Genomic DNA, 25,157 nt, shown 5'->3' with positions numbered 1-25,157 from the left:
ATCAAATTACCTCCTGAGAATTCATTCTTATAGTTTCACCTAAATAAATAGCTTTATGAAAAAATGTTGTGTTGTATAACAAAAAACTGTTGACTGAATGCTCACTCATTATATAATGGGAATAGGGGATATAATTCAGAAAATTATTTATTTTCGAAGATTCTAAAAGAAAGAGGGCTTACAAAGAGAGGGGTAGCATAAAAATGAATAGCTTACTGATTATGAATTGGCTGGCTTCCATTGCTGTTATTGTTTATGCGGGATATTTGTTTGTATATCTTATACGAACGAGGATGGCCTACATACAATTAGGAAAAAAAGTAGAATTTGATCGTCGCTTTAAAGAACGATGGGATCTTCTGAAGGTCAACGTTTTCGGCCAAAAAAAATTGCTGAAAGATAAAAAAAGCGGCATCATGCACGTTATGTTTTTTTATGGATTTATTCTTGTCCAATTTGGAGCAATAGACTTCATTTGGAAAGGACTTGCACCAGGATCACATCTTCCACTTGGACCACTATACCCTGCATTTACATTCTTCCAGGAAATTGTCACACTAATGATTTTAATCGCAGTTTTTTGGGCTTTTCATAGAAGATACGTTGAAAAGCTTGTTCGTTTAAAACGTAATTTTAAATCGGGCCTTGTTCTTATCTTTATTGGAGGTTTGATGCTTTCTGTACTACTTGGTAACGGTATGGGCCTTATATGGCACGGAGAGGAACTTTCATGGAGCGAACCAATTGCTTCTGGAATCGCTTATGTTTTTTCGGGGATAAATGAAACCGTAGCCATTTCGGTGTTCTATTTCTCTTGGTGGTTGCATCTACTTATTTTGTTAACGTTTTTAGTTTATGTACCACAATCGAAACATGCACATTTAATTGCTGGACCGGCCAATGTATTTTTTAGCCGTCTTTCTAATCCAGGAAAGCTTGAAAAAATTGATTTTGAAGATGAAACACAAGAAACATTTGGTGTTGGAAAAATTGAAGACTTTAGACAGAATCAGCTCATTGATTTATACGCTTGCGTAGAGTGTGGGCGCTGTACAAATATGTGTCCGGCAACAGGGACAGGAAAAATATTGTCGCCGATGGATTTAATTGTAAAACTTCGCGACCATCTGACAGATAAGGGGGCAGCGGTAACCTCAAAGGTACCGTGGGTTCCGGCAGTTGCGTTTAACAAAACACAAGGAAATCAGTTAGCGATGGCGGCTGGACAAGGACAACAAGAATCAGCAGCGGCACTTGCTTATGATCCAAGCTTAATTGGGGATGTCATTACAGAAGAAGAAATTTGGGCATGTACAACATGCCGTAACTGTGAAGATCAGTGTCCAGTTATGAATGAGCATGTCGACAAAATTATTGATTTACGCCGTTATCTTGTTTTAACAGAAGGAAAGATGGATGCGGAAGCGCAGCGTGCAATGACAAATATTGAGCGCCAAGGAAATCCGTGGGGGCTGAATCGTAAAGAGCGTGAAACATGGCGCCAAGGCGATGATGAAGTAACAGTTCCGACTGTGAAAGAGAAAACAAAAGCTGGCGAAGAGTTTGAATATTTATTCTGGGTTGGCTCTATGGGATCGTATGATAACCGCAGTCAGAAAATTGCGATATCATTTGCGAAGCTGATGAATAAAGCAGGCATATCATTTGCGATTCTTGGTAACAAAGAAAAGAACTCTGGAGATACACCACGCCGCCTCGGAAATGAATTCGTGTTCCAGGAGATGGCAACTAAAAATATTGAGGAGTTTGAAAAAGCAGGTGTGAAGAAAATCGTTACGATTGATCCGCATGCCTATAACACATTTAAAAATGAGTATCCAGACTTTGGCTTACAAGCAGAAGTCTATCACCATACAGAATTATTAGAACAGTGGGTGAAAGAAGGGCGATTAGAGCCAGTTCACCGTATTGAAGAAACGATTACGTATCATGATTCCTGTTATTTAGGAAGATATAACGAAGTATATGAAGCACCACGCAATATTTTAAAAGCAATTCCAGGTGTAAATGTTGTTGAGATGGAGCGTAATCGTGAAACAGGCATGTGCTGCGGCGCAGGTGGCGGGCTTATGTGGATGGAAGAAACAACAGGCTCACGCATTAACGTTGCGCGTACAGAACAAGCACTTGCAACGTCACCGTCAATTATTGGTACGGGGTGTCCGTATTGTTTAACGATGATTAGTGATGGTACGAAAGCAAAAGAGGTAGAGGAAAAAGTTCAAACGCTTGATATAACAGAGATTTTAGAACGCTCTGTAATTGGGCCTAAGAAAGAAGTTATGTAATACGTAAGAATCCATACAACTTTAGAAAGAGGTGCAAGATTTGCACCTCTTCTCAGCGTAAGAGTACCGAGCGGGCGCTCAGCGCCGAAAAAAAGAAATGGGGGAAATAAAAGTGGTAAGAACAGTTATTTTAAGTGCTGCAAGAACACCGGTTGGAAAGTTTGGAGGATCTTTAAAGGATGTAAAAGCAACGGAACTTGGAGGAATCGCGATTAAAGCTGCGCTTGAGAGAGCGGACGTTGCTGCAAATGATGTTGAAGAAGTTATATTTGGAGCGGTAATTCAAGGAGGGCAGGGACAAATTCCTTCTCGTCAAGCAGCGAGAGAAGCTGGGCTTCCTTGGGAAACGCGTACGGAAACGGTGAATAAAGTTTGTGCATCTGGCCTTCGCTCTGTGACGTTAGCGGATCAAATTATTCGTACTGGAGATCAAACACTTATTGTAGCAGGCGGAATGGAATCCATGAGCAATAGCCCTTATATTTTGCAAGGCGCACGCTGGGGATACCGGATGGGACATAATCAAGTTGCTGATTTAAATGTAGTAGACGGCTTAACATGTGCATTTTCTGGTATACATATGGGCGTGTATGGCGGAGAAGTTGCGAAGGAGGACGGAATCTCTCGCGAAGCGCAAGATGAATGGGCGTACCGTAGCCATCAACGCGCAGTTGCGGCGCAAAAGGAAGGAAGATTTGAAGAAGAAATCGTTCCTGTTTCAGTACCACAGCGAAAAGGAGATCCGATTGTTGTGACAAAAGATGAAGCGCCGCGTGAAGATACAACGGTTGAAAAGTTAGCAAAATTAAAACCTGTATTCGATCCGTCAGCGGCAGTAACAGCTGGGAATGCACCAGGGTTAAACGATGGCGGGGCAGCGCTTGTATTAATGAGCGAGGACAGAGCGCAGCAAGAAGGAAGAAAGCCATTAGCAACAATTTTAGCGCATACAGCAATTGCGGTGGAATCGAAAGATTTTCCAAGAACGCCAGGTTATGCGATTAATGAGCTTTTGAAGAAAACAGGTAAGACGGTGGATGAGATTGATTTATTCGAAATCAATGAAGCGTTCTCGGCAGTTGCGATTGCAAGTGCTAATATTGCAGGAATTGATCCAGAGAAAATTAACGTAAACGGTGGCGCGGTTGCGATGGGGCATCCAATTGGAGCAAGCGGTGCACGAATTATTGTAACGCTTATTCATGCACTAAAGCAGCGCGGCGGCGGAATTGGAATCGCATCGATTTGCAGCGGCGGTGGTCAAGGCGACGCGATTATGATTGAGGTTCACTAATAAAAAGGGGGAGAAAAAAATGAGTGTACAAAAAATAGTTGTAATCGGTGCGGGGCAAATGGGTTCGGGTATTGCACAAGTATGTGCAATGGCAGGATATAACGTGTATATGCAAGACTTGAAACAAGAGCAATTAGATCGAGGATTAGCTATTATTACAAAAAATTTAGCTAGACAAGTAGAGAAAGGGCGTATGGATGCAGAGGTTAAAGAATCGACTTTAAATCGCCTTACAGCAACGCTTGAACTAGATTGTGTAAAGGAAGCGGATCTTGTCATTGAAGCAGCTGTTGAAAAAATGGATATTAAAAAGAAGATTTTCGCGAATTTAGATGAAATTGCACCAGAACATGCGATTTTAGCGACGAATACATCTTCTTTACCAATTACGGAAATTGCAGCGGTAACAAAGCGTCCAGAGAAAGTAATTGGGATGCACTTTATGAATCCAGTTCCGGTTATGAAGCTTGTAGAAATCATCCGCGGACTTGCAACAGACGATGCGGTATACGAAACAATTGAAGATATTACAAAGAAAATTGGAAAAGTACCTGTTGAAGTAAATGACTTCCCTGGATTTGTTTCCAACCGTATTTTATTACCGATGATCAATGAAGCGATTTATACGTTATATGAAGGCGTAGCGACGAAAGAAGCGATCGATGAAGTGATGAAGCTCGGCATGAATCATCCAATGGGACCATTAACATTAGCAGATTTTATCGGTTTAGATACATGTTTATACATTATGGAAGTTCTGCACGAAGGATTAGGAGATAGTAAGTATCGCCCATGTCCATTATTACGTAAATATGTAAATGCTGGCTGGCTAGGAAGAAAAACAGGCCGCGGCTTCTATGTGTACGAGTAGAAAGCAAGGGTAGGTAGGTCTCCCTCTTTGTATAAAGTAGTGGTCTTACCAGGAATTCGAAAGAAGAAATATAGCAAATGGAGGCGGGGCATATGAATTTTCATTTTACAGAAGAGCAGCAGATGATGAGGAAAATGGTTCGAGATTTCGCACAGAAGGAAATTGCTCCCTTTGTTCCAGAGATGGAACAAGGGGTGTTTCCTAGAGAAATTTTGACGAAGATGGGTGAACTTGGACTGATGGGAATCCCAGCGCCAGCAAAATATGGCGGTGCAGAAATGGACTTCATTTCTTACATTTTAGCTATCGAAGAATTATCAAAGGTAAGTGCGACAATTGGTGTTATTTTGGCGGTGCATACATCGGTTGGAACAAATCCTATCCTATATTTTGGAACAGAAGAACAAAAGCAAAAATATGTTTCCAAACTAGCAACGGGTGAATATTTAGGAGCGTTTGCTTTAACGGAGCCGAATGCAGGTTCAGATGCAGGTAGTTTAAAATCAAGAGCCAAAAAGCAAGGCGATCATTATGTTATTAATGGATCAAAAGTATTTATTACAAACGGCGGTGAGGCGGATACATATATCGTATTTGCTTCTACAAATCCAGATGCAGGGAAAAGCGGGATTTCCGCGTTTATTGTAGAGAAAGATACGCCAGGTTTAATCGTAGGAAAAGACGAACATAAGATGGGACTGCTTGGCTCTCGTACCGTGCAATTAACGTTTGAAGATATGAAAGTTCCGGCAGAGAATTTACTTGGTGAAGAAGGACAAGGGTTTAAAGTTGCGATGGCAAATCTAGATGTCGGCCGTATTGGTATTGGAGCGCAGGCACTTGGAATTGCTGAGGCAGCGCTAGCATGTGCAGTGGATTATGCGAAGGAGCGTCAGCAATTTGGGAAGCCAATTGCCGCGCAGCAAGGACTTGGTTTTAAACTAGCGGATATGGCTACGAGTGTAGAAGCGGCAAGGCTACTTGTATATAGAGCGGCATCACTTAGAGCGCAAGGGCTTCCGTGCGGAAAAGAGGCATCTATTGCCAAGTTGTTTGCTTCGAAAACAGCGGTGGATGTTGCAATTGAAGCCGTGCAAGTATTTGGTGGTTATGGTTATACGAAAGATTATCCAGTTGAGCGATTTTTCCGTGATGCGAAAATTTGTGAGATTTATGAAGGAACGAGTGAAATACAAAGACTTGTTATTAGCCGGGCACTATAAGAGGACGAGAGCGGGGAGGAAGAAACATGCATTTTAAATTATCAGAAGAACATGAAATGATAAGAAAAATGGTTCGAGATTTTGCGAGAAATGAAGTGGCGCCAACAGCTGCGGAGCGCGATGAAGAAGAACGATTTGACCGCGCTTTATTTGATCAAATGGCAGACCTTGGTTTAACAGGAATCCCGTGGCCTGAAGAATACGGTGGGATTGGAAGCGATTACTTAGCGTATGTGATTGCTGTAGAAGAATTATCCCGTGTTTGCGCTTCTACGGGCGTTACGTTATCTGCTCATACTTCACTTGCTGGCTGGCCTATTTTTAAATTTGGAACAGAAGAGCAAAAACAAAAGTTTTTACGTCCGATGGCAGAAGGAAAGAAAATCGGTGCATACGGCTTAACAGAGCCAGGATCTGGTTCAGATGCGGGCGGAATGAAAACGACGGCAAAGCGTGATGGAGATCATTACATTTTAAATGGTTCCAAAATTTTCATTACAAACGGTGGTATAGCGGATATTTATGTTGTCTTTGCATTGACGGATCCAGAATCGAAGCAGCGCGGCACAAGTGCATTTATCGTAGAAAGTGATACACCAGGATTTTCAGTTGGTAAGAAAGAGAGCAAGCTTGGGATTCGCTCTTCTCCAACAACAGAAATCATGTTTGAAGATTGTCGCATCCCAGCTGAGAATTTACTTGGTGAAGAAGGACAAGGATTCAAAATTGCCATGCAAACATTAGATGGTGGACGTAATGGCATTGCGGCGCAAGCTGTTGGTATTTCACAAGGAGCTTTAGATGCTTCAGTGGAGTATGCGAGAGAACGCCATCAGTTTGGGAAGCCGATTGCCGCGCAGCAAGGAATTGGTTTTAAATTAGCGGATATGGCAACAAATGTAGAGGCTGCACGCCTATTAACATATCAAGCTGCTTGGTTAGAATCAGAAGGACTTCCATATGGGAAAGAATCAGCGATGTCGAAAGTATTTGCTGGCGATACAGCAATGAAAGTAACGACGGAAGCGGTGCAAGTATTTGGTGGTTACGGTTATACGAAAGATTACCCGGTAGAACGATTCATGCGTGATGCAAAGATTACGCAAATTTATGAGGGAACACAAGAGATTCAAAGACTTGTAATTTCTCGCATGTTAACGAAATAAGAGAAAAAGCGTAGGGACTTTCCTACGCTTTTTCCTTCCAAATAGTAGAGAGAGGTGAAGGGGATGGTTAAGCATAATGTGCATGCGTCTGTGAAAGATGAGAAACTAGTTGCACTAAGACGTGAGCAAATGATTAAAGGAGCTGTACAGCTTTTTAAGCAAAAGGGATTTCCGCGTACAACAACTAGGGAAATTGCAAAAGCGGCTGGATTTAGTATTGGGACACTTTACGAATATATCCGTACGAAAGATGACGTGTTGTATTTAGTTTGTGATAGTATTTATGAACATGTAAAAGAACGATTAGAAGAAGTCGTCTACACAGAAAAAGGAAGCGTCCAAAGTTTAAGGATAGCTATTACGAATTATTTTAAAGTAATGGATGAGTTGCAAGAGGAAGTATTAATTATGTATCAAGAAGTGCGCTTTTTACCGAAAGAGTCTTTGCCGTATGTACTAGAAAAAGAGTTTCAAATGGTGGGGATGTTTGAAAACATTTTAGAACAGTGCACGAAAAATGGTGTATTTACATTAACGAAAAAGGAAATACAACTGCTGGCTCATAATATTTTCATCCAAGGACAAATGTGGGGATTTAGACGCTGGGCATTGCAAAAGCTTTATACATTAGAGGAATATACAGAGATGCAGATTAGATATGTATTGAATGGAGCGCACATGATTTCGAAATAAAAAGCTATATAAATACAAAAAGCACTTTTTTAGATGGAAGAGAGCATCCGGCCATGTATAGAAGCGGTCGGTGCCTTTTTGAGCCCATGCCGAGTAAAACCAGAAGGAGAAGATGAGAGGAAGTCTGTTTTTGCATTCATAGCCGCGAATTATATGCTGGAGATCTAACATATAGGAATACAAATTGAAAAACTAATAGAAACTTTTTTAGATGGAAGAGAGCATCCGGCCATGTATAGAAGCGGTCGGTGCCTTTTTTGTCCCCATGCCGAGTGAAACTAGAAGGAGAAAATGAGAGAAAGTCCGTATTTGTATTCATAGCCTTGATTTATATAGTCCCTACAAGTTAATCTCGTAAATAATAGTCTATAATCACTTTTATCAATTCCTCATAAAAGTTTCCCGTTTTTTTTGTAGCATATTTGTTGGAGTTTTGTTTATAATGAATAGTATGGATTTTTTTAAACAGGCCGTTATATATAGGATTATATTTTAAGAAAGGAAGTGCCGCATAAGTGGATTTTAAGCAATATTCACCAGAAGAGCTACAAGAATTTTCCATGATTGAAGTTGTACATAGTGTTTTAGAGGATAAAAGACAAGCAACGTCATTCCAGGATTTAGTTCAAGAAATCGCTCAAGTGCTGGGACTATCTCAAGAGCAAGTTGCTGCGAAGATCGCACAATTTTATACAGATTTAAATATCGATGGACGTTTCATCAATTTAGGAGAAAACCGTTGGGGGCTTCGTAGCTGGTACCCATACGAGCAAATTGATGAAGAAATCTTACCTCAACCAAAGGCTAAGAAAAAGCGTAAAGTTGAAGAGGATGAAGACTTTGATGACTACATTGAAGAAGACGAAGAAGACTTTGACGATGATACTGAAGAAGACAACGATGATGATGTAGAAGATTTAGACGAGGTTCTCGATGAAGACGAAGATCTTGATGATTTAGATGATGAAGATGATGATGAATTCGCTGAAGAAGAACTCGAGTATGATGAAACAGAAGAAGAGGAAGAACTGTAGTTCTTGACTTTTCATTATCGTCCATGTAGAATCATTTTTGGGCTCTTTAAAACAGGACGATAATACTTTTAAAGTGTAAATATAAAAGAAAATTGCTCCCTACTTATTACTTTTTGTGATGAGGGGAGCAATTTTCTTTTTTGTTTTTTGTTTAGAAAATAAAAAGAGTCTAACAATAAGATAGATATGGTGTTATCTACATACGTTGCGTTTTGCAACGATGATTATATAACAACAAAGTAGAAGGGAGTACTTTCATGACTAAGTATATTTTCGTAACAGGCGGTGTAGTATCTTCTTTAGGAAAAGGGATTACAGCAGCATCTCTTGGAAGACTTTTAAAAAATCGTGGTTTAAACGTAACAATTCAAAAGTTTGACCCATACATTAACGTAGACCCAGGGACAATGAGCCCATACCAACACGGTGAGGTATTCGTAACAGATGATGGTGCAGAAACAGACTTAGACCTTGGTCACTATGAGCGTTTCATTGACATCAACTTAAACAAATACAGCAACGTAACAACAGGTAAAATTTACTCTTCTGTTCTTCAAAAAGAGCGTCGTGGTGAATATTTAGGAGGAACAGTTCAAGTTATTCCTCACATTACAAATGAAATTAAAGAGCGTGTATATCGTTCGGGCCGCGAAACAAATGCGGACGTTGTTATTACAGAAATCGGAGGAACTGTTGGTGACATTGAGTCTCTACCATTCCTAGAAGCAATTCGCCAAATTAAGAGCGATATTGGCCGTGACAACGTAATGTACATTCATTGTACATTAATCCCGTACTTAAAAGCAGCGGGTGAAATGAAAACAAAACCAACGCAACATAGCGTGAAAGAACTTCGTAGCTTAGGTATTCAGCCAAATATTATCGTTGTTCGTACAGAAATGCCTGTTTCTCAAGATATGAAAGACAAGCTTGCATTATTCTGTGACATTGATACAAAAGCAGTTATTGAAGCGCGCGATGCAGATACATTATATGCAGTTCCATTATCTCTTCAAGAGCAAAATATGGACCAAATCGTTTGCGATCACTTAAAACTAGACAACCCAGCTGCAGATATGACAGAGTGGACTGCATTAGTTGAAAAAGTACGTAATCTTTCTAAGAAAACAAAAATTGCTCTTGTTGGTAAATATGTAGAGCTTCAAGATGCATACATCTCTGTTGTAGAAGCACTTCGTCATGCAGGTTACTCATTCGATACAGATGTAGAAGTAAAATGGGTAAACGCTGAGCACGTAACAGCAGAAAATGTAAAAGAATTAGTTGGCGACACAGACGGTATCCTTGTACCAGGTGGCTTCGGCGATCGCGGTGTAGAAGGAAAAATCGCTGCAATTCAATACGCGCGTGAAAATAAAGTTCCATTCTTAGGAATTTGCTTAGGTATGCAGCTTGCATCAATCGAATTTGCACGTAACGTACTAGGATTAGAAGGTGCTAACTCTTCTGAAATTAATCCTGACACACCTTACCCAATTATCGATCTATTACCAGAACAAAAAGATGTAGAAGACTTAGGTGGTACACTTCGTCTTGGTCTATACCCATGTAAGCTTACTCCAGAAACAAATGCTTACAATGCGTATAACGAACCAGTTGTATACGAGCGTCATCGTCATCGTTATGAGTTCAACAACGAATTCCGTAAAGACATGGAAGGCGCTGGATTTATCTTCTCTGGTACAAGCCCAGACGGCCGTTTAGTAGAAATCATTGAATTACAAAATCATCCTTGGTTCGTGGCAGCACAGTTCCACCCAGAACTTGTATCTCGTCCAAACCGTCCACAACCGTTGTTCCATGATTTCGTAAAAGCTTCTATTACGAATAAAGAAAGCAAGTAATACAAAAGGCGTCCAAATTTGGACGCCTTTTTCCTTTACTCATATTCGTCTATCATTTCATCGATTGTAAATTTTATTCCATGATAAGCAAATAGAGATAAGATTAAACTTGGGAACCCATAACGGTTTCCTTCATCATCGGGGATTAAACCTTTTAGCAATTTTGTATCAATATGTACATCTGTGAATTGCTCTAGTGAGACTTCGCCATTTTGGATAGCCGAAATACCAACAATGGAGTGCCCTTCTTCTTGCAGCCCTTTCGCCAATGAAATGATATTTTCATCTGTTGAAAAACGACTGATAAGAAGTACGCGGTCTGCGGATGTAACCTCTGCTTGGTTACCATTTTCTATTAAGCGCTTTGCTTGTTTTAGAGGCTCTGCACCGTGCAATGCTTCTGAAACCACGCCTTCCATTTCTTGTGTACCGTGTAAATAAACGATGCCATCACCAACTAACGCTTGGGCAAGTAGACGGGCGCTATCTTCTATGTTCATCTCTTCTTTTTGAGAAATTCTTGTGAAATAGCCGCTTAGCTGAGTGGAAAAAATTTTTAACATCATATTGCTCCTTTCGAATATGTTAGGGCGGCTTTCATTATAGCCTATTTTTTCAGAAAGTCGAAGTAATAGGGGTGGCACAACAAAATGGTAGGAGGTAAAATAAGAAAGAACAGGAAGGAATTTGGTAAAGAGTAGCGAAAGTAAAATCGATATAGATATAAGAAGCTTTTAATCTTGTATTTACTACAGAAAGGTTGGGGATTATGGAAGGGAAAATTTTAATCGTTGATGATCAATATGGCATTCGTGTGTTGTTGCATGAAGTGTTCCAAAAAGAAGGTTATCAAACGTTCCAAGCAGCAAATGGATTTCAAGCTTTAGATATCGTGAAAAAGGATAATCCAGATTTAGTTATCTTAGATATGAAAATTCCAGGTATGGATGGTATAGAGATTTTAAAACATGTAAAAGAAATTAATGAAGATATTAAAGTGATTTTAATGACTGCTTATGGGGAGCTTGATATGATTCAAGAAGCAAAGGATTTAGGAGCTTTAATGCATTTTGCGAAGCCGTTTGATATTGATGAAATTCGTCAAGCAGTACGAAATGAAATTACTGTAGAGGCTTAAAAAATGAATTTTTTATAAAAAATATGGAAAAAAGCGTTTACATGGACTGATGAGCAGGTGAATACAGTTGAGTTTTTGAGTACAAGTTGTTATCCTATTGAGTGTAGAAAAAAGTCCGGTATGTAAATATACATGTTTTACCTTATTCTGGTCATACTACCAGCGATAAGAACTTATCGGATACAAAAAACGTTTTTTAGGAGGATTCACCATGCCTTTAGTTTCCATGAAAGAAATGCTAAACAAAGCACTAGAAGGAAAATACGCAGTTGGTCAATTCAACATGAACAACTTAGAGTGGACTCAAGCTATCTTAGCTGCTGCGGAAGAAGAAAAATCTCCTGTAATTCTAGGTGTATCTGAGGGTGCAGCTCGTCATATGACTGGTTTCAAAACAGTTGTAGCTATGGTTAAAGCTTTAATCGAAGAAATGAACATCACTGTTCCTGTAGCGATTCACCTTGACCATGGTTCAAGCTTCGAAAAATGTAAAGAAGCAATCGATGCAGGTTTCACATCTGTAATGATCGACGCTTCTCACCACCCATTCGAAGAAAACGTAGAAACTACTAAAAAAGTAGTAGAATACGCACACGCTCGTAACGTATCTGTAGAAGCTGAGCTTGGTACAGTTGGCGGACAAGAAGACGATGTAATCGCTGAAGGCGTTATCTACGCTGATCCTGAAGAGTGTAAACACCTTGTTGAAGCAACAGGTATCGATTGCCTAGCTCCAGCTTTAGGTTCTGTACACGGTCCTTACAAAGGTGAGCCTAACTTAGGATTTAAAGAAATGGAACAAGTTCGTGACTTCACTGGTGTACCTTTAGTACTTCACGGTGGTACTGGTATCCCAACTGCTGATATCGTAAAAGCTATTTCTTTAGGTACTTCAAAAATCAACGTAAACACTGAGAACCAAATCGAGTTTACAAAAGCTGTTCGTGAAGTATTAAACAAAGACCAAGAAGTTTACGATCCTCGTAAATTTATCGGACCTGGCCGCGAAGCTATCAAAGCAACTGTTATTGGTAAAATTCGTGAATTCGGTTCTAACGGTAAAGCGTAAGAATAAAATTCCGTTTTGGAAACCGTCTACTCTTTTAGACGGTTTCCTTTCGTTGTATAATGAAAGCGTGAACATATCTTAAGATTAATTAAATTTCTACATTTCCTCGTATTACCTATGTATGAAGGGAGTTTTCTACTCCTTTTCAATATAAAAATGGAACATAATGTGCATAGTCCTATTAATAAATGTAATAACGTATCTAGAGTAATCGATGAACAAATCTTGACAAGCAGTTAGTCTTCATCTGCTCACTTAAGGTATAGATAGCTATTTTTAGGTGGGGCCTTACTGCTTGTTAAGTTTAGACCAGAGAAGAGAGAATACAATATGTTGGTTGATAGTTTGCTGAACGAATGAGATTCTTAAGGAAAGGCTTTCTGTTTTTTATTAAAAGGGAAACTGAAAGTAAATACATTCACAAGAAGGGAGCTCAACATGGAAAAGTTGCTGATTGAAGGTGGACGACCTTTAAACGGATCAATTCGCGTGAGCGGTGCGAAGAATAGTGCTGTTGCTTTAATTCCAGCGACCATTTTAGCTGATACTCCAGTGACCATCGGTGGTGTACCTAATATTTCAGATGTGAAGATGTTAGGAGACCTACTAGAGGAAATTGGAGGGAGTGTAGCGTATGGTCAGGAGGAAGAGATGACAGTTGATCCTTCCAAAATGGTTGCTATGCCCTTGCCAAATGGGAAAGTAAAAAAACTACGTGCTTCTTATTACTTGATGGGCGCTATGCTTGGTCGTTTTAAAAAAGCTGTAATTGGGCTTCCTGGTGGATGTCACTTAGGACCAAGACCAATCGATCAGCATATCAAAGGTTTTGAAGCGTTAGGTGCACATGTCACAAATGAGCAAGGTGCAATCTATTTAAGAGCAGATGAATTACGAGGAGCTCGTATTTATTTAGATGTTGTTAGTGTAGGAGCAACAATTAATATTATGCTAGCAGCTGTGCGTGCAAAAGGTAGAACAGTGATTGAAAATGCTGCGAAAGAACCAGAAATTATTGATGTAGCGACATTATTAACAAGTATGGGAGCGCGAATTAAAGGTGCTGGTACAGATGTGATTCGTATTGATGGGGTGGATTCCCTTCATGGATGTCACCATTCTATTATTCCAGACCGAATTGAAGCGGGTACGTACATGATTTTAGGTGCAGCGTCTGGTGGAGAAGTAACAGTTGATAATGTAATCCCGCAACATTTAGAGTCAGTCACTGCAAAGTTACGTGAAGCTGGTGTACAAGTTGAGACGAATGATGATCAAATTACAGTAAATGGGAATCGTAAGTTAAAGACAGTTGATATAAAGACGCTTGTGTACCCAGGTTTCCCGACAGACCTGCAGCAACCTTTTACAACCCTTTTAACGAAGGCTCATGGAACAGGCGTTGTAACGGATACGATTTATGGTGCTCGGTTTAAACATATTGATGAATTGCGCCGGATGAATGCACAAATTAAGGTAGAAGGTCGTTCTGCGATTGTGACAGGACCTGTCTCACTTCAGGGAGCAAAGGTAAAAGCGAGCGATTTACGAGCGGGTGCAGCTCTTGTAATTGCGGGATTAATGGCTGAAGGAATTACAGAAGTAACAGGGCTCGAACATATTGATCGAGGCTACGAGAATATAGTAGACAAGCTTAAAGGTCTTGGTGCAAATATTTGGCGAGAACAAATGACGCAGCAAGAGATTGAAGAAATGAAAAATGCATAATATTGTATGTTTTACTAGTTGGTAAAACATGCGAATAAAGTGGTGATGCTTCCGTTAATGGGGGACGAAGAATCGCTACTGACGGAAGTTTTCATAGAAAGAAACAGTTCACAACATACGGCATAAATATTAAGACTTAAAGGAGAGGGATTATTGTGGAAAGAAGTTTATCTATGGAGTTAGTACGTGTAACAGAGGCTGCAGCATTATCATCAGCACGTTGGATGGGACGCGGTAAAAAGGATGAAGCAGACGGTGCAGCAACATCAGCAATGCGCGATGTGTTCGATACAATTCCGATGAAAGGTACAGTTGTAATTGGCGAAGGAGAAATGGATGAAGCGCCAATGCTATACATCGGAGAAAAATTAGGTACAGGATACGGCCCACGTGTTGATGTTGCAGTTGATCCGTTAGAGGGAACAAATATCGTAGCAGCTGGAGGCTGGAATGCACTTGCTGTTATTGCGATTGCGGATCATGGTAATTTGTTACATGCTCCTGACATGTACATGGATAAAATTGCGGTTGGACCAGAAGCGGTTGGTGCAGTTGATATTGACGCACCTATTATTGATAACTTACGCGCTGTTGCAAAAGCAAAAAATAAGGATATTGAAGATGTTGTGGCAACAGTTCTAAACCGTCCACGTCACCAAGCAATTATTGAAGAAATTCGTAAAGCTGGTGCTCGTATTAAATTAATTAATGATGGCGATGTAGCTGGAGCGATTAATACAGCATTTGATCGTACAGGTGTTGATATTTTATTCGGTTCTGGTGGCGCACCTGAAGGCGTTCTTGCAGCAGTTGCATTAAAATGTTTAGGTGGAGAAATTCACGGGAAGCTCCTTCCTCAAAATGAAGCAGAATTAGCGCGTTGCAAAAAGATGGGTATTGAAGATACCAATCGTATTCTTCGTATGGAAGACTTAGTAAAAGGTGACGATGCAATCTTTGCAGCAACAGGTGTAACAGATGGAGAATTACTACGTGGCGTTCAATTTAAAGGAAGCGTCGGTACAACAGAATCCCTTGTTATGCGTGCAAAATCAGGAACAGTTCGTTTCGTTGACGGACGTCACAGCTTAAACAAAAAACCGAATTTGGTTATTAAATAAAAAAGCGGAGGCGGCTCGTTCAGCTCTGACTGGCTAAGGTTCTCTCACACAAAAGGTGCTTTTTGCCTTTAGTGTGGGAGGTTCTTAGACATGAAGAGCTAGCCGCCGGAGCTGGATTAAATAAAAGCGGAAGCAGCTCGATTAGAATGGGAGGGGGATGGAGCTTCTGACGTAGAGGCGCATTTTGCCTCGTAGGAAGACGTGAAGCCACCAACCATTCTAGCTGCTGGGGCTGGATAAATAAAAGGCGGAAATGGCTCGTTCAGCTCTAATCTAGCCATTATCCAAATGCTATAAACAGAGAAAAACGGAAGCAATATAAAAGCGGAGACAACTTTTCTTGTCTTCGCTTCTTGTATTTGTGTTACAACGTATTGATTAAAACTAGACAAAAGGGTTACAATAGTGAATATTACCCTACTTGAACTTATTGCCTTTCATTATTATGTATTTGCCTTCCGTATATTTTCCCTTTACCCATGTGAAAAGAGAATAATGTTAAAGTGTGGTGTCTGAATGAATTTGTCAATTGCAGCATTAGAAAACATGAAATTAAAAGAGTTATATGAGCTTGCGAAAGAATTTAAGATTTCGTATTACAGCAAATTAACAAAGAAAGAGTTAATTTTTGCTATATTAAAAGCTCGTGCAGAAAAAGAAGGTTTCTTCTTTATGGAAGGTGTACTCGAAATTATTCAATCAGAAGGTTTCGGTTTCCTACGTCCAATCAACTATTCTCCAAGCTCAGAAGATATTTATATTTCAGCTTCGCAAATTCGTCGTTTTGATTTGCGTAATGGAGATAAGGTTTCTGGTAAAGTACGCCCGCCGAAAGAAAACGAACGCTACTTTGGATTGCTACAGGTTGAAGCGGTAAATGGGGATGACCCAGAATCTGCAAAAGAACGTGTGCATTTTCCCGCATTAACACCGTTGTATCCAAATCGTCAAATGAAATTGGAGACGGAGCCAAAGAAGCTGTCAACACGCATCATGGATTTAATTGCACCAGTTGGATTTGGACAACGTGGTTTAATTGTTGCGCCTCCAAAGGCTGGTAAAACGATACTATTAAAAGAAATTGCTCATAGTATCACAACGAACCATCCAGAAGCAGAATTAATCGTACTTTTAATCGACGAACGTCCAGAGGAAGTAACGGATATCGAACGTTCTGTTAAAGGTGATGTTGTAAGTTCTACTTTCGATGAAGTACCAGAAAATCATATTAAAGTAGCTGAGCTTGTATTAGAACGTGCGATGCGTCTTGTAGAACATAAAAAAGACGTTATCATTTTAATGGATAGTATTACCCGTTTAGCACGTGCTTACAACCTTGTTATTCCACCAAGTGGACGTACATTGTCAGGTGGTATTGATCCAGCAGCATTCCATAGACCAAAACGATTCTTTGGGGCAGCTCGTAATATCGAAGAGGGCGGTAGCTTAACAATTTTAGCGACGGCACTTGTTGATACAGGGTCTCGTATGGACGATGTCATTTACGAAGAATTTAAAGGAACAGGAAATATGGAGCTTCATTTAGATCGCTCGTTAGCTGAGCGTCGTATCTTCCCAGCGATTGATATTCGCCGTTCTGGTACGCGTAAAGAAGATCTATTAATTCCAAAAGAACATTTAGACAAGCTATGGGGTATTCGTAAAACAATGCGTGATACACCGGACTTTGTTGAAAGTTTCTTACGTAAACTTCGTCAAACGAAAACAAATGAAGAATTTTTACAAAACATTGTTGCAGATTCCAAGAGATATGTAACAACGAAGTAAAGGGAAACGGTGAGACTCGCTTATTTTTATGCTAAGCGAGTTTTTTCATGCCTTTTTGGGAGAGAACCTTAGCCGATCAGAGCTGAACGAGCCACCTGCGCTTTTAGAGATATCCAGCTCCAGTGGCAAGCTCTTCGCATCTAAGAACCTTCCGCCCAAAAGGCAAAGAGCGCCTTGTGTGCGAAAGAACCTTAGCTGGTCAGAGCTGAACGAGCCACCTGCGCTTTTAGGATATCCAGTTCCAGCGGCAAGAATTGTCGGTGACTTCGCGTCTTCCTGCGAGGCAAAAAGCGTCTCAACGTCAGAAGCTCCATCCCCCTCCCATTTTGAGCGAGCTGCTTCCACTTTTATTTTAACAATGCTAAAAACAGGTAGTTGCAAAATGAAGTTAGCCTTGTTATAATTTCATCATATGTGTTTCATCAATATAGTTGTGATTGCAGCTAAAGATGAAAAACTCTGTTTCGAAAATGATTCAGGGCGGAAGGAGATGAAAAGAATGAAAGCAGGAATTCATCCGGATTACAAGAAAGTTGTATTCATGGACACAAACACAGGCTTCAAATTCTTAAGCGGATCTACTAAAGGATCTAGCGAAACGGTTGAGTGGGAAGATGGAAACACTTATCCATTACTAAAAGTTGAGATCAGTTCTGATTCTCACCCATTCTACACTGGACGTCAGAAGTTTGCTACTGCAGACGGACGTGTTGACCGCTTCAACAAGAAATACGGTCTTAAGTAATAAAAACATAAAACAGGCAAGTGTATCTATTCGCTTGTCTGTTTTTTTTGCGAAAATATTAAACCTTTGCCTACTTTGGATAAAAAAAGTAGATGAAAGGAGAGCTCAATGTACTTAATAAATCAAAACGGTTGGATTGAAGTGATTTGCGGGAGTATGTTTTCTGGAAAATCAGAAGAGCTCATCCGCCGCATACGCCGTACACAATTTGCAAAGCAAAATGCAATTGTATTTAAACCATGTATTGATAACCGTTATAGTGAAGAAGATGTTGTATCACATAATGGATTAAAGGTAAAAGCAGTTCCTGTTTCAGCTTCAAAAGATATATTTAATCATATAACAGAGGAAATGGACGTTATTGCAATTGATGAGGTGCAATTCTTTGATGGGGACATTGTGGAAGTGGTGCAAATATTGGCAAATCGTGGCTATCGTGTCATTGTAGCCGGTTTAGACCAAGATTTCCGTGGTCTACCATTTGGACAAGTTCCTCAGCTGATGGCGATTGCCGAGTATGTAACGAAGCTGCAAGCAGTTTGTTCTGTATGCGGATCTCCAGCAAGTCGTACACAGCGTTTAATTGATGATGAACCAGCTTCTTTTGATGATCCAATTATTTTAGTTGGAGCTTCAGAGTCATATGAACCACGTTGTCGTCATTGTCATGCTGTACCTACAAAACAACGATAAGTAAAACTCGCTACATAGAGCGGGTTTTTTTCGAAAATAGATGAAGAGTGGGGGCGAGTTGGCTCCGCTTTTAAATGATATCTAGTTCCGGCGGCAAGCTCTTCGCATCTAAGAACCTTCCGCACAAAAGGCAAAGAGCACCTTTTGTGTGAGAGAACCTTAGCTGGTCAGAGCTGAACGAGCCGCATACGCTTTTAAGTGATATCTAGCTCCAGCGGCAAGAATGGTCGGTGGCTTCGCTTCTTCCTGCGAGGCAAAAAGCGCCTCAACGTCAGAAGCTCCATCCCCCTCCCATTCTGAGCGAGCCGCTTGCGCTTTTAAATATATCTAGCTGCGCCTCCTAGGCCCTTGCGTCTAAGAACCTTCCCCACGAGAAGGTAAAAAACACCTTCTGTGGGGAAGAACCTTAGTCACCGGGCCTAAACAGTCGGCTCCGCTTTTAAATATAATTTGCGTTTTTTTGATTAAGTGCCATATACTATTTGTATTAGATACTAGGATGTTGAGGTGAATGATGTGTTAGATCGTTTGCAAGCTGTAGAAGATCGTTATGAGAAGTTAAACGAATTGTTAAGTGATCCAGAGGTTATTAGTGATTCGAATAAGCTTCGTGAATATTCAAAAGAACAATCTGATATACAAGAAACGGTAGAGGTTTACCGTGAGTATAAAGATGTTCGTGAGCAATTACGAGATGCAAAGGCAATGTTAGAAGATAAGTTAGATGCTGACATGCGTGAAATGGTAAAGGAAGAAGTTTCTGAACTAGAAGGACAAGAGAAGGAATTATCAGAGCGTCTGAAAATTTTACTTGTTCCAAAAGACCCAAACGATGATAAAAACGTTATCGTGGAGGTACGTGGTGCAGCTGGTGGCGATGAAGCTGCTTTATTTGCTGGTGATTTATACCGCATGTATAGCCGTTATGCTGAGGTGCAAGGTTGGAAAACTGAAATTATCGAAGCAAGCTATACAGAATTAGGTGGATATAAAGAGATTATCTTTATGATTAACGGTAAAGGTGCTTTCGCAAAATTGAAATTTGAAAATGGTGCACACCGTGTGCAACGTGTTCCGGAAACAGAGTCTGGGGGACGTATCCATACTTCTACAGCAACTGTAGCTGTATTACCAGAAGCAGAAGAAGTGGAAATCGATATTCATGAAAAAGATGTTCGTGTGGATACATTTGCTTCTAGTGGTCCTGGTGGACAAAGTGTTAATACAACGATGTCAGCGGTACGTTTAACGCATTTACCGACTGGTGTAGTTGTATCTTGTCAGGATGAAAAGTCGCAAATTAAGAACAAAGAAAAAGCAATGAAAGTATTACGTGCGCGTGTTTATGATAAGTTTAGGCAAGAAGCTCAGGCTGAGTATGATCAAAACCGTAAGCAAGCTGTTGGTACGGGAGACCGTTCAGAGCGTATTCGTACGTATAACTTCCCGCAAAACCGTGTTACAGACCATCGAATCGGTTTAACGATTCAAAAGCTAGATCAAATCTTACAAGGTAAGTTAGATGATTTCATCAACGCCTTAGTGATGGAAGATCAAGCGCAAAAGATGGAGGCAGCTGAGTAATGCGTGTCTATGAAGCCCTGAAATGGGCTTCTTCTTTTTTACAGGAAAATGGACGAGATGAAAATGCGGGAGAAATCGTCCTTTGTCATGTATTAAAGACGAACCGAACAGGTTTAATGATGAACATGCGTGAAGACATATCTGAGGAACAAGAGAAGTTTTTTACGGAATTTATCCACAAACACGTTGATGGGATTCCTGTTCAATATATGATTGGATATGAAATGTTTTATGGTCGTTCTTTTTTTGTAAATGAAGAAGTGTTAATACCAAGGCCAGAAACAGAAGAACTTATCGTAGGTGTGCTAGATAGAATCCAGCGTATGTTTGGGAAGCAGGAACTTCATGTAGCTGATATTGGCACAGGAAGTGGAGCCATTTCAATTACACTTGCTTTAGAAAATCAAAATCTTCATGTATATACAGTAGATATTGCGCAAGAATCGATTGAAGTTGCGAAAGAAAATGCGAATGCACTAGGTGCGAATGTAACGTTCTATCATGGCGATTTATTGTCACCATTTTATGAAACGGGACAAAAGTTAGATGTTGTTGTCTCAAATCCACCTTATATTCCAGAAGAAGACTGGAGGGGGCTTTCTCCGGTTGTAAAAGAGCATGAGCCAAAGCGTGCCCTTGTTGGCGGGGAAGATGGACTTGATTTTTATCGCCGCTTTATGGAAGAATTGCCAAACGTCTTGCAAAGCAAAGCGATTGTTGCTTTTGAAGTAGGTATAGGGCAAGGGGAAGATGTGAAAGGATTATTGCAGCAAACATTTCCATATGCTCGTGTAGAAGTTGTTTTTGATATTAACGGAAAAGATCGTATGGTCTTTGCGGAGATGGAGTAAGGGAGAACCTTACTCCTTTTTTTGAGGTCATTGAGAAAGGATATGTTACAAAAATACAGGGAGAAATGCTGCGGTTTAGGTAGTGGGAAAATAGTAAATAAAATTTTATCGGCGCAAATTCGAATATATCGACCATTTCTCACAATATATCGGCGCAAATTCAAATATATCAGCGATTCGACAAAGGATATCGACCAACCAACAAATAATGACAAAAGGTAAGGGCCTGTTGGATCCGATGGAGTGAAAAAGTCCCTGACCGCATTTGTACATGGCTAGATGCTCTCTCCCATTCGAAAAGAAAGCTTTAAATTTTTTCTATAGATTTAGAATTTAATAGTTTAGAAAAAGGCAAGTGTGTCTACACTGTTTACCAGAAGGGACGGTGCAAAGATATGAAAAAACAAGCGATTGCCTATTTTCTTTTATTATTAATTGGTGCACAGCTACTTGTGCAGTTTGGATATATGAAAGCTGATGCAAAGGGGCCTGCAGTGATTCCGAAAGAAGCTGTTCGATTACGTATTTTAGCAAATAGTGATTCAGATAAAGATCAAGCGTTAAAGCGTAAAGTGCGCGATGAAGTAAAGGCGCAAATCGATGGTTGGGTAGCAGATTTGAAATCGTTTGAAGATGCACGTCGTGTCATTCAAAGTCACATCCCGGAAATCGAAAAAACGGTTGCGAAAACATTAAAACGAGAAGGAAGTAAAGAATCGTTTCAAGTTACATTTGGTAAAAACATTAAATTTCCTACAAAGGTCTATGGGAATTTTATTTATCCCGCAGGGGAATATGAAGCAGTGCTTATTTCAATTGGGAAAGGGGAAGGAGCAAATTGGTGGTGCGTGCTATTTCCGCCAATGTGTTTCTTAGATTTCTCTAGCGGATCAGCTGTCAAAAAGGAAGAGCATGTTGTAAAAGCGGAATCAATTGATGAGGAAGAACTGCCAGTAGAAACAGAGGAAGAAAAAGAAGAGGTATCGAAAAAACAAGATAAAGAATTTGTATCGAAACAAAAATCAGAACAAGAGTCACCGAAAAAAGAGGGCGCTTCAAAAGTAGAGACTACTGTGAAAGAAACGAACGAAAAAATTGTACAAGAAAAAAGTGTAAAACAAGAGGAAAAACAAATTGTGGAGAAAACAGAACAACCTGTGGAAAAGAAGCAAAAGATTGAAACAGTAGAAATAGAGGAACAAGAGGAAAAACCAGAAGTGAAATTATTTATTGTAGAAGCATTCTCATCGTTATTTTCTAAATAAGTACTACTTTTAAATCCCTCCTCATATATAGAAATGAGGAGGGATTTGCTATGAAAAAGACTTATTTTGCTACAAAAGGTGATGTTGAAAGATTACATTCTTTTTTCGGACAAGCTAATAAGAAAGATGATAAAATAAATGAGTTATATAAACAATTTATGATTTTGGAAGATAACGGAGAAATCCAGGCTGTGATTGGTTATGAACAAAAAGGGGAGAATGCACTCATTCGTTCTTGTTTGTTCACAACTGCTGTGGATAACGGGACCTTCTTATATTTTTTTGAAATGTTTTTGCAGTATATGAAAGAAAAAAGTATCTGGCAAGTATATTTACTCACAAATCATCCACAATCTGTGGCAATATTTCAGTTTTTTCACTTTACAGCTGTGGAAAAAGATCAAGTTCCAGATGATATTCAGCAACTAGAACATTTTTGTGAAAATATAAAACAGCAGAATGTAATAATACTAAATTGTCAGCTATTAACAAAGTTATCCACTGATTGATCAGGTTTATCCACATTTTGTGGATAAACCTTGTTTGTCTTTTGGATAAATGTCATAGTAAACTAATAACAGACAAGTATTTCATGGAAGAAAAGGGCGTGTGAAAAAATGCATACAAATATGTGGGTTGTGGATAATGTTGTGGAAATAAAAAAAGATTATCCACAATTACAAGAAGCAGCAAGATTATTAAGAGAAAATGAAGCGATTGCCTTTCCTACTGAAACGGTGTATGGACTAGGGGCAAATGCGATGAATGATGAAGCGATTGCGAAAATTTTTGAAGCAAAAGGCAGACCGAGTGATAATCCACTTATTGTCCACATTGGTGCAAAATCGCAATTAGGGGAAATTGTTAGAGAGATTACGCCAGTTGCAGAAGTATTAATGAAGCATTTTTGGCCGGGGCCATTAACGATTATTTTGCCTAAAAAAGACGGGATTTCAGAGAAGGTTACAGCAGGATTAGATACGGTTGGAGTGAGAATGCCGGATCATCCGGTAGCGCTTGCTCTTATTGAAGCAGCGAATGTACCAGTTGCAGCACCAAGTGCCAATCGTTCTGGGCGTCCAAGTCCAACGTTAGCTTCTCACGTATATGAAGATCTGAATGGAAGAATTGCTGGTATTGTTGATGGCGGTGCAACGGGTGTTGGTGTTGAATCAACAGTAGTAGATTGTACAAGTGAAGTGCCAACGATTTTACGTCCAGGTGGTATTACAAAGGAACAATTAGAAGAAGTAATCGGAACCGTTTCTTTGGATCCTGCACTAAAAGATGAAAAAGAAAAACCGAAGGCACCAGGAATGAAATATACGCATTATGCACCGAAGGCACCACTTAGTATTGTGGAAGGGTCTCGTGAGTTTATTCAGCAACTTGTGGATAAGAAGAAAGAAGAAGGCTATACGGTGGGTGTATTAACAACAGAAGAGTATCAACATGTGTATAAAGCGGATGTTGTGCTATCTTGTGGTGTGAGAAGTGATTTAGCGAGCATTGCGACGAAATTATATGATGTATTGCGTACGTTTGATGCAAGTGAGGTAGATGTAATTTTTAGTGAGTCATTTCCGAATGAAGGAATTGGAAATGCGATTATGAACCGTTTAACGAAAGCGGCAGGACATCATATTATTATTGAAGAGTAGGCGGATTAAAAAATTAAAACCTATTTTTTAGGGTGGAAGAGAGCATCTAGCCATGCATAGAAGCGGTCAGTGCCTTTTTTGGCCCCATGTGGAGAGAAAGTTTCACTTTATATAGACGACTTGCATAGATTCTATTTTTCCTCGGATGAGCATATTGTGAAGTAGCACGTCCGAGGAGGGACAAAATGACGGTTGAACAGCTAGTACCTTTAATTATAATGGCATTTGCCTTAGGGATGGATGCATTTTCTGTAAGCCTCGGCATGGGTATGGTAACGCTCAGAATGCGACAAATCCTTTATATCGGTATGACAATAGGGCTGTTTCATATTGTTATGCCGTTTCTTGGTATGATACTAGGTCGTTTTTTATCAGAGAAGTTTGGTCATATTGCGACTGTTGCTGGGGCTATTTTGTTAATTGGATTAGGTTTTTATATTGTGTACGCTGCAATTTTAGAAGGGGAAGAGACAAGATCTGCTCCTGTAGGAATAAGTTTATTGGTATTTGCGTTTGGTGTGAGTATCGATAGTTTTTCAGTGGGGCTTAGCTTAGGAATTTATGGAGCGCAAATGATTGTAACGATTTTATTATTTGGGTTGGTTAGCATGATACTAGCATGGGGTGGCTTACTAATTGGAAGACATGCCAAAAGTTTGCTCGGTACATACGGTGAAGTGCTCGGTGGTATCATTCTTGTTGGGTTTGGACTTACCCTTCTTTTTCCAATGTAATCTTGCTATCATATAAGAAAATGGTAAAACCAATCATCCAATAACCAATCACACTGTTACTTGTTACCAATAACCAATGATAGCGAGAGAGGTCTATGACCATTTTAGACTCCTTTATCTTCTTCTATGAATCCCCTACTTATAATGGTGGGGGATTTTTTATGAGACAAAAAAGACCGGCTTGCGTGATGATGCGTAAGTGGTATTATCCCCTTTAAGTAGACAGTGTAAAAAGACCATGTACATACATGGATGTTACACTATTACTTGGAGGGGATTTTTCGTGGTTAAAAAAGGTACAACATTCAATACGTATTCAGATGGA

Annotated in this window: 23 protein-coding genes and 1 pseudogene; 22 read left to right on the top strand and 2 right to left on the bottom strand. The window is 39.8% G+C overall.

Annotated elements, in window-relative coordinates; genetic code table 11:
* Positions 1-203 precede the first annotated feature (203 nt).
* The 8 genes and pseudogenes from AC1M36_RS20470 to pyrG all read left to right on the top strand — a co-directional run bounded on the left by AC1M36_RS20470 (position 204) and on the right by pyrG (position 10,455).
* Positions 204-2,309 carry a (Fe-S)-binding protein gene (locus AC1M36_RS20470; RefSeq protein WP_336451531.1) on the top strand — a complete coding sequence of 702 codons (2,106 nt, stop codon included), beginning with the start codon at positions 204-206 and terminating at the stop codon, positions 2,307-2,309.
* A 9-nt stretch (positions 2,310-2,318) separates the two neighbouring features.
* Positions 2,319-3,603 (top strand): annotated as a pseudogene (locus tag AC1M36_RS20465) (acetyl-CoA C-acetyltransferase).
* 19 nt (positions 3,604-3,622) lie between these two features.
* Positions 3,623-4,474 carry a 3-hydroxybutyryl-CoA dehydrogenase gene (locus tag AC1M36_RS20460; protein ID WP_336451532.1) on the top strand — a complete coding sequence of 284 codons (852 nt, stop codon included), beginning with the start codon at positions 3,623-3,625 and terminating at the stop codon, positions 4,472-4,474.
* Positions 4,475-4,566: 92 nt separating this feature from the next.
* Positions 4,567-5,697 carry an acyl-CoA dehydrogenase gene (locus tag AC1M36_RS20455; RefSeq protein ID WP_336451533.1) on the top strand — a complete coding sequence of 377 codons (1,131 nt, stop codon included), beginning with the start codon at positions 4,567-4,569 and terminating at the stop codon, positions 5,695-5,697.
* 26 nt (positions 5,698-5,723) lie between these two features.
* A complete protein-coding gene (acdA, locus tag AC1M36_RS20450) occupies positions 5,724-6,863 on the top strand; it encodes an acyl-CoA dehydrogenase AcdA (protein ID WP_479846135.1) in 1,140 nt (379 codons plus the stop codon).
* A 63-nt stretch (positions 6,864-6,926) separates the two neighbouring features.
* Entirely contained in the window at positions 6,927-7,556 is a 630-nt protein-coding gene (locus tag AC1M36_RS20445) for a TetR/AcrR family transcriptional regulator (RefSeq protein ID WP_336451535.1), read from the top strand.
* A gap of 515 nt (positions 7,557-8,071) precedes the next feature.
* Positions 8,072-8,590 carry a DNA-directed RNA polymerase subunit delta gene (rpoE, locus tag AC1M36_RS20440; RefSeq protein ID WP_336451536.1) on the top strand — a complete coding sequence of 173 codons (519 nt, stop codon included), beginning with the start codon at positions 8,072-8,074 and terminating at the stop codon, positions 8,588-8,590.
* A 257-nt stretch (positions 8,591-8,847) separates the two neighbouring features.
* A complete protein-coding gene (gene pyrG / locus AC1M36_RS20435) occupies positions 8,848-10,455 on the top strand; it encodes a CTP synthase (RefSeq protein ID WP_336451537.1) in 1,608 nt (535 codons plus the stop codon).
* A gap of 35 nt (positions 10,456-10,490) precedes the next feature.
* Here pyrG and AC1M36_RS20430 read toward each other — a convergent pair whose 3' ends face one another.
* Entirely contained in the window at positions 10,491-11,018 is a 528-nt protein-coding gene (locus tag AC1M36_RS20430; RefSeq protein ID WP_336451538.1) for a DUF2529 domain-containing protein, read from the bottom strand.
* Between the two features lie 206 nt (positions 11,019-11,224).
* On the opposite strand from AC1M36_RS20430, the gene spo0F reads away from it, so the two are divergent.
* The 14 genes from spo0F (at position 11,225) to AC1M36_RS20360 (ending at position 24,832) form a co-directional block, all read left to right on the top strand.
* On the top strand, positions 11,225-11,593 hold the full coding sequence (gene spo0F, locus AC1M36_RS20425) for a sporulation initiation phosphotransferase Spo0F (protein WP_016112701.1): 369 nt from the start codon (positions 11,225-11,227) through the stop codon (positions 11,591-11,593).
* Positions 11,594-11,804: 211 nt separating this feature from the next.
* Complete coding sequence (locus AC1M36_RS20420) at positions 11,805-12,662, top strand: class II fructose-bisphosphate aldolase (RefSeq protein WP_243525283.1); 858 nt, start codon at positions 11,805-11,807, stop codon at positions 12,660-12,662.
* A 438-nt stretch (positions 12,663-13,100) separates the two neighbouring features.
* Positions 13,101-14,390 carry a UDP-N-acetylglucosamine 1-carboxyvinyltransferase gene (murA, locus tag AC1M36_RS20415; RefSeq protein ID WP_336451539.1) on the top strand — a complete coding sequence of 430 codons (1,290 nt, stop codon included), beginning with the start codon at positions 13,101-13,103 and terminating at the stop codon, positions 14,388-14,390.
* A 155-nt stretch (positions 14,391-14,545) separates the two neighbouring features.
* The gene (glpX, locus tag AC1M36_RS20410; RefSeq protein WP_026591839.1) at positions 14,546-15,511 is read left to right on the top strand and encodes a class II fructose-bisphosphatase; all 966 of its coding nucleotides are present in this window, start codon (positions 14,546-14,548) and stop codon (positions 15,509-15,511) included.
* A 516-nt stretch (positions 15,512-16,027) separates the two neighbouring features.
* Positions 16,028-17,299 (top strand): transcription termination factor Rho, encoded by a 1,272-nt coding sequence (gene rho / locus AC1M36_RS20405; protein ID WP_017153573.1) that lies wholly within the window; start codon positions 16,028-16,030, stop codon positions 17,297-17,299.
* Between the two features lie 178 nt (positions 17,300-17,477).
* Positions 17,478-17,702, top strand: coding sequence for a hypothetical protein (locus tag AC1M36_RS20400; protein ID WP_336451541.1), 225 nt, complete (start codon positions 17,478-17,480; stop codon positions 17,700-17,702).
* 96 nt (positions 17,703-17,798) lie between these two features.
* The gene (locus AC1M36_RS20395) at positions 17,799-18,044 is read left to right on the top strand and encodes a type B 50S ribosomal protein L31 (protein ID WP_000643436.1); all 246 of its coding nucleotides are present in this window, start codon (positions 17,799-17,801) and stop codon (positions 18,042-18,044) included.
* Between the two features lie 108 nt (positions 18,045-18,152).
* A complete protein-coding gene (locus tag AC1M36_RS20390; protein ID WP_336451542.1) occupies positions 18,153-18,737 on the top strand; it encodes a thymidine kinase in 585 nt (194 codons plus the stop codon).
* A 516-nt stretch (positions 18,738-19,253) separates the two neighbouring features.
* Complete coding sequence (prfA, locus tag AC1M36_RS20385; RefSeq protein ID WP_336451707.1) at positions 19,254-20,321, top strand: peptide chain release factor 1; 1,068 nt, start codon at positions 19,254-19,256, stop codon at positions 20,319-20,321.
* Positions 20,321-21,172 carry a peptide chain release factor N(5)-glutamine methyltransferase gene (gene prmC, locus AC1M36_RS20380; RefSeq protein ID WP_336451543.1) on the top strand — a complete coding sequence of 284 codons (852 nt, stop codon included), beginning with the start codon at positions 20,321-20,323 and terminating at the stop codon, positions 21,170-21,172. Before prfA ends, prmC begins: the two co-directional genes overlap by 1 nt.
* Before the next feature lie 395 nt (positions 21,173-21,567).
* The gene (gene spoIIR, locus AC1M36_RS20375) at positions 21,568-22,437 is read left to right on the top strand and encodes a stage II sporulation protein R (protein WP_336451544.1); all 870 of its coding nucleotides are present in this window, start codon (positions 21,568-21,570) and stop codon (positions 22,435-22,437) included.
* 50 nt (positions 22,438-22,487) lie between these two features.
* Entirely contained in the window at positions 22,488-22,946 is a 459-nt protein-coding gene (locus tag AC1M36_RS20370) for a mechanosensitive ion channel protein (RefSeq protein ID WP_336451545.1), read from the top strand.
* Between the two features lie 108 nt (positions 22,947-23,054).
* Positions 23,055-24,098 (top strand): L-threonylcarbamoyladenylate synthase, encoded by a 1,044-nt coding sequence (locus tag AC1M36_RS20365; protein WP_479846134.1) that lies wholly within the window; start codon positions 23,055-23,057, stop codon positions 24,096-24,098.
* A gap of 185 nt (positions 24,099-24,283) precedes the next feature.
* Positions 24,284-24,832: a manganese efflux pump MntP gene (locus AC1M36_RS20360; RefSeq protein ID WP_336451547.1), complete on the top strand. Its 549-nt coding sequence runs from the start codon at positions 24,284-24,286 to the stop codon at positions 24,830-24,832.
* Here AC1M36_RS20360 and AC1M36_RS20355 read toward each other — a convergent pair.
* Positions 24,810-24,935 (bottom strand): hypothetical protein, encoded by a 126-nt coding sequence (locus tag AC1M36_RS20355; protein WP_336451548.1) that lies wholly within the window; start codon positions 24,933-24,935, stop codon positions 24,810-24,812. The genes AC1M36_RS20360 and AC1M36_RS20355 overlap by 23 nt on opposite strands.
* Positions 24,936-25,157 lie beyond the last annotated feature (222 nt).

Source organism: Bacillus sp. Medicinal_06, assembly GCF_056711665.1.
Note: the sequence above shows the minus strand (reverse complement) of the source record. Positions and strands in the feature narration are given on the sequence as shown.

Excerpts from the sequence above, each read along its gene's own strand:
- acdA (WP_479846135.1), top strand. The coding sequence starts at position 5,724 with ATGCATTTTAAATTATCAGAAGAACATGAAATGATAAGAAAAATGGTT.
- AC1M36_RS20460 (WP_336451532.1), top strand. The coding sequence starts at position 3,623 with ATGAGTGTACAAAAAATAGTTGTAATCGGTGCGGGGCAAATGGGTTCG.
- AC1M36_RS20360 (WP_336451547.1), top strand. The coding sequence starts at position 24,284 with ATGACGGTTGAACAGCTAGTACCTTTAATTATAATGGCATTTGCCTTA.
- AC1M36_RS20355 (WP_336451548.1), bottom strand. The coding sequence starts at position 24,935 with ATGGTCATAGACCTCTCTCGCTATCATTGGTTATTGGTAACAAGTAAC.
- AC1M36_RS20370 (WP_336451545.1), top strand. The coding sequence starts at position 22,488 with ATGAAAAAGACTTATTTTGCTACAAAAGGTGATGTTGAAAGATTACAT.
- AC1M36_RS20455 (WP_336451533.1), top strand. The coding sequence starts at position 4,567 with ATGAATTTTCATTTTACAGAAGAGCAGCAGATGATGAGGAAAATGGTT.
- pyrG (WP_336451537.1), top strand. The coding sequence starts at position 8,848 with ATGACTAAGTATATTTTCGTAACAGGCGGTGTAGTATCTTCTTTAGGA.
- AC1M36_RS20390 (WP_336451542.1), top strand. The coding sequence starts at position 18,153 with ATGTACTTAATAAATCAAAACGGTTGGATTGAAGTGATTTGCGGGAGT.
- spo0F (WP_016112701.1), top strand. The coding sequence starts at position 11,225 with ATGGAAGGGAAAATTTTAATCGTTGATGATCAATATGGCATTCGTGTG.
- AC1M36_RS20420 (WP_243525283.1), top strand. The coding sequence starts at position 11,805 with ATGCCTTTAGTTTCCATGAAAGAAATGCTAAACAAAGCACTAGAAGGA.
- AC1M36_RS20365 (WP_479846134.1), top strand. The coding sequence starts at position 23,055 with ATGCATACAAATATGTGGGTTGTGGATAATGTTGTGGAAATAAAAAAA.
- AC1M36_RS20395 (WP_000643436.1), top strand. The coding sequence starts at position 17,799 with ATGAAAGCAGGAATTCATCCGGATTACAAGAAAGTTGTATTCATGGAC.
- AC1M36_RS20470 (WP_336451531.1), top strand. The coding sequence starts at position 204 with ATGAATAGCTTACTGATTATGAATTGGCTGGCTTCCATTGCTGTTATT.
- AC1M36_RS20445 (WP_336451535.1), top strand. The coding sequence starts at position 6,927 with ATGGTTAAGCATAATGTGCATGCGTCTGTGAAAGATGAGAAACTAGTT.
- spoIIR (WP_336451544.1), top strand. The coding sequence starts at position 21,568 with ATGAAAAAACAAGCGATTGCCTATTTTCTTTTATTATTAATTGGTGCA.
- AC1M36_RS20430 (WP_336451538.1), bottom strand. The coding sequence starts at position 11,018 with ATGTTAAAAATTTTTTCCACTCAGCTAAGCGGCTATTTCACAAGAATT.
- murA (WP_336451539.1), top strand. The coding sequence starts at position 13,101 with ATGGAAAAGTTGCTGATTGAAGGTGGACGACCTTTAAACGGATCAATT.
- rho (WP_017153573.1), top strand. The coding sequence starts at position 16,028 with ATGAATTTGTCAATTGCAGCATTAGAAAACATGAAATTAAAAGAGTTA.
- prmC (WP_336451543.1), top strand. The coding sequence starts at position 20,321 with ATGCGTGTCTATGAAGCCCTGAAATGGGCTTCTTCTTTTTTACAGGAA.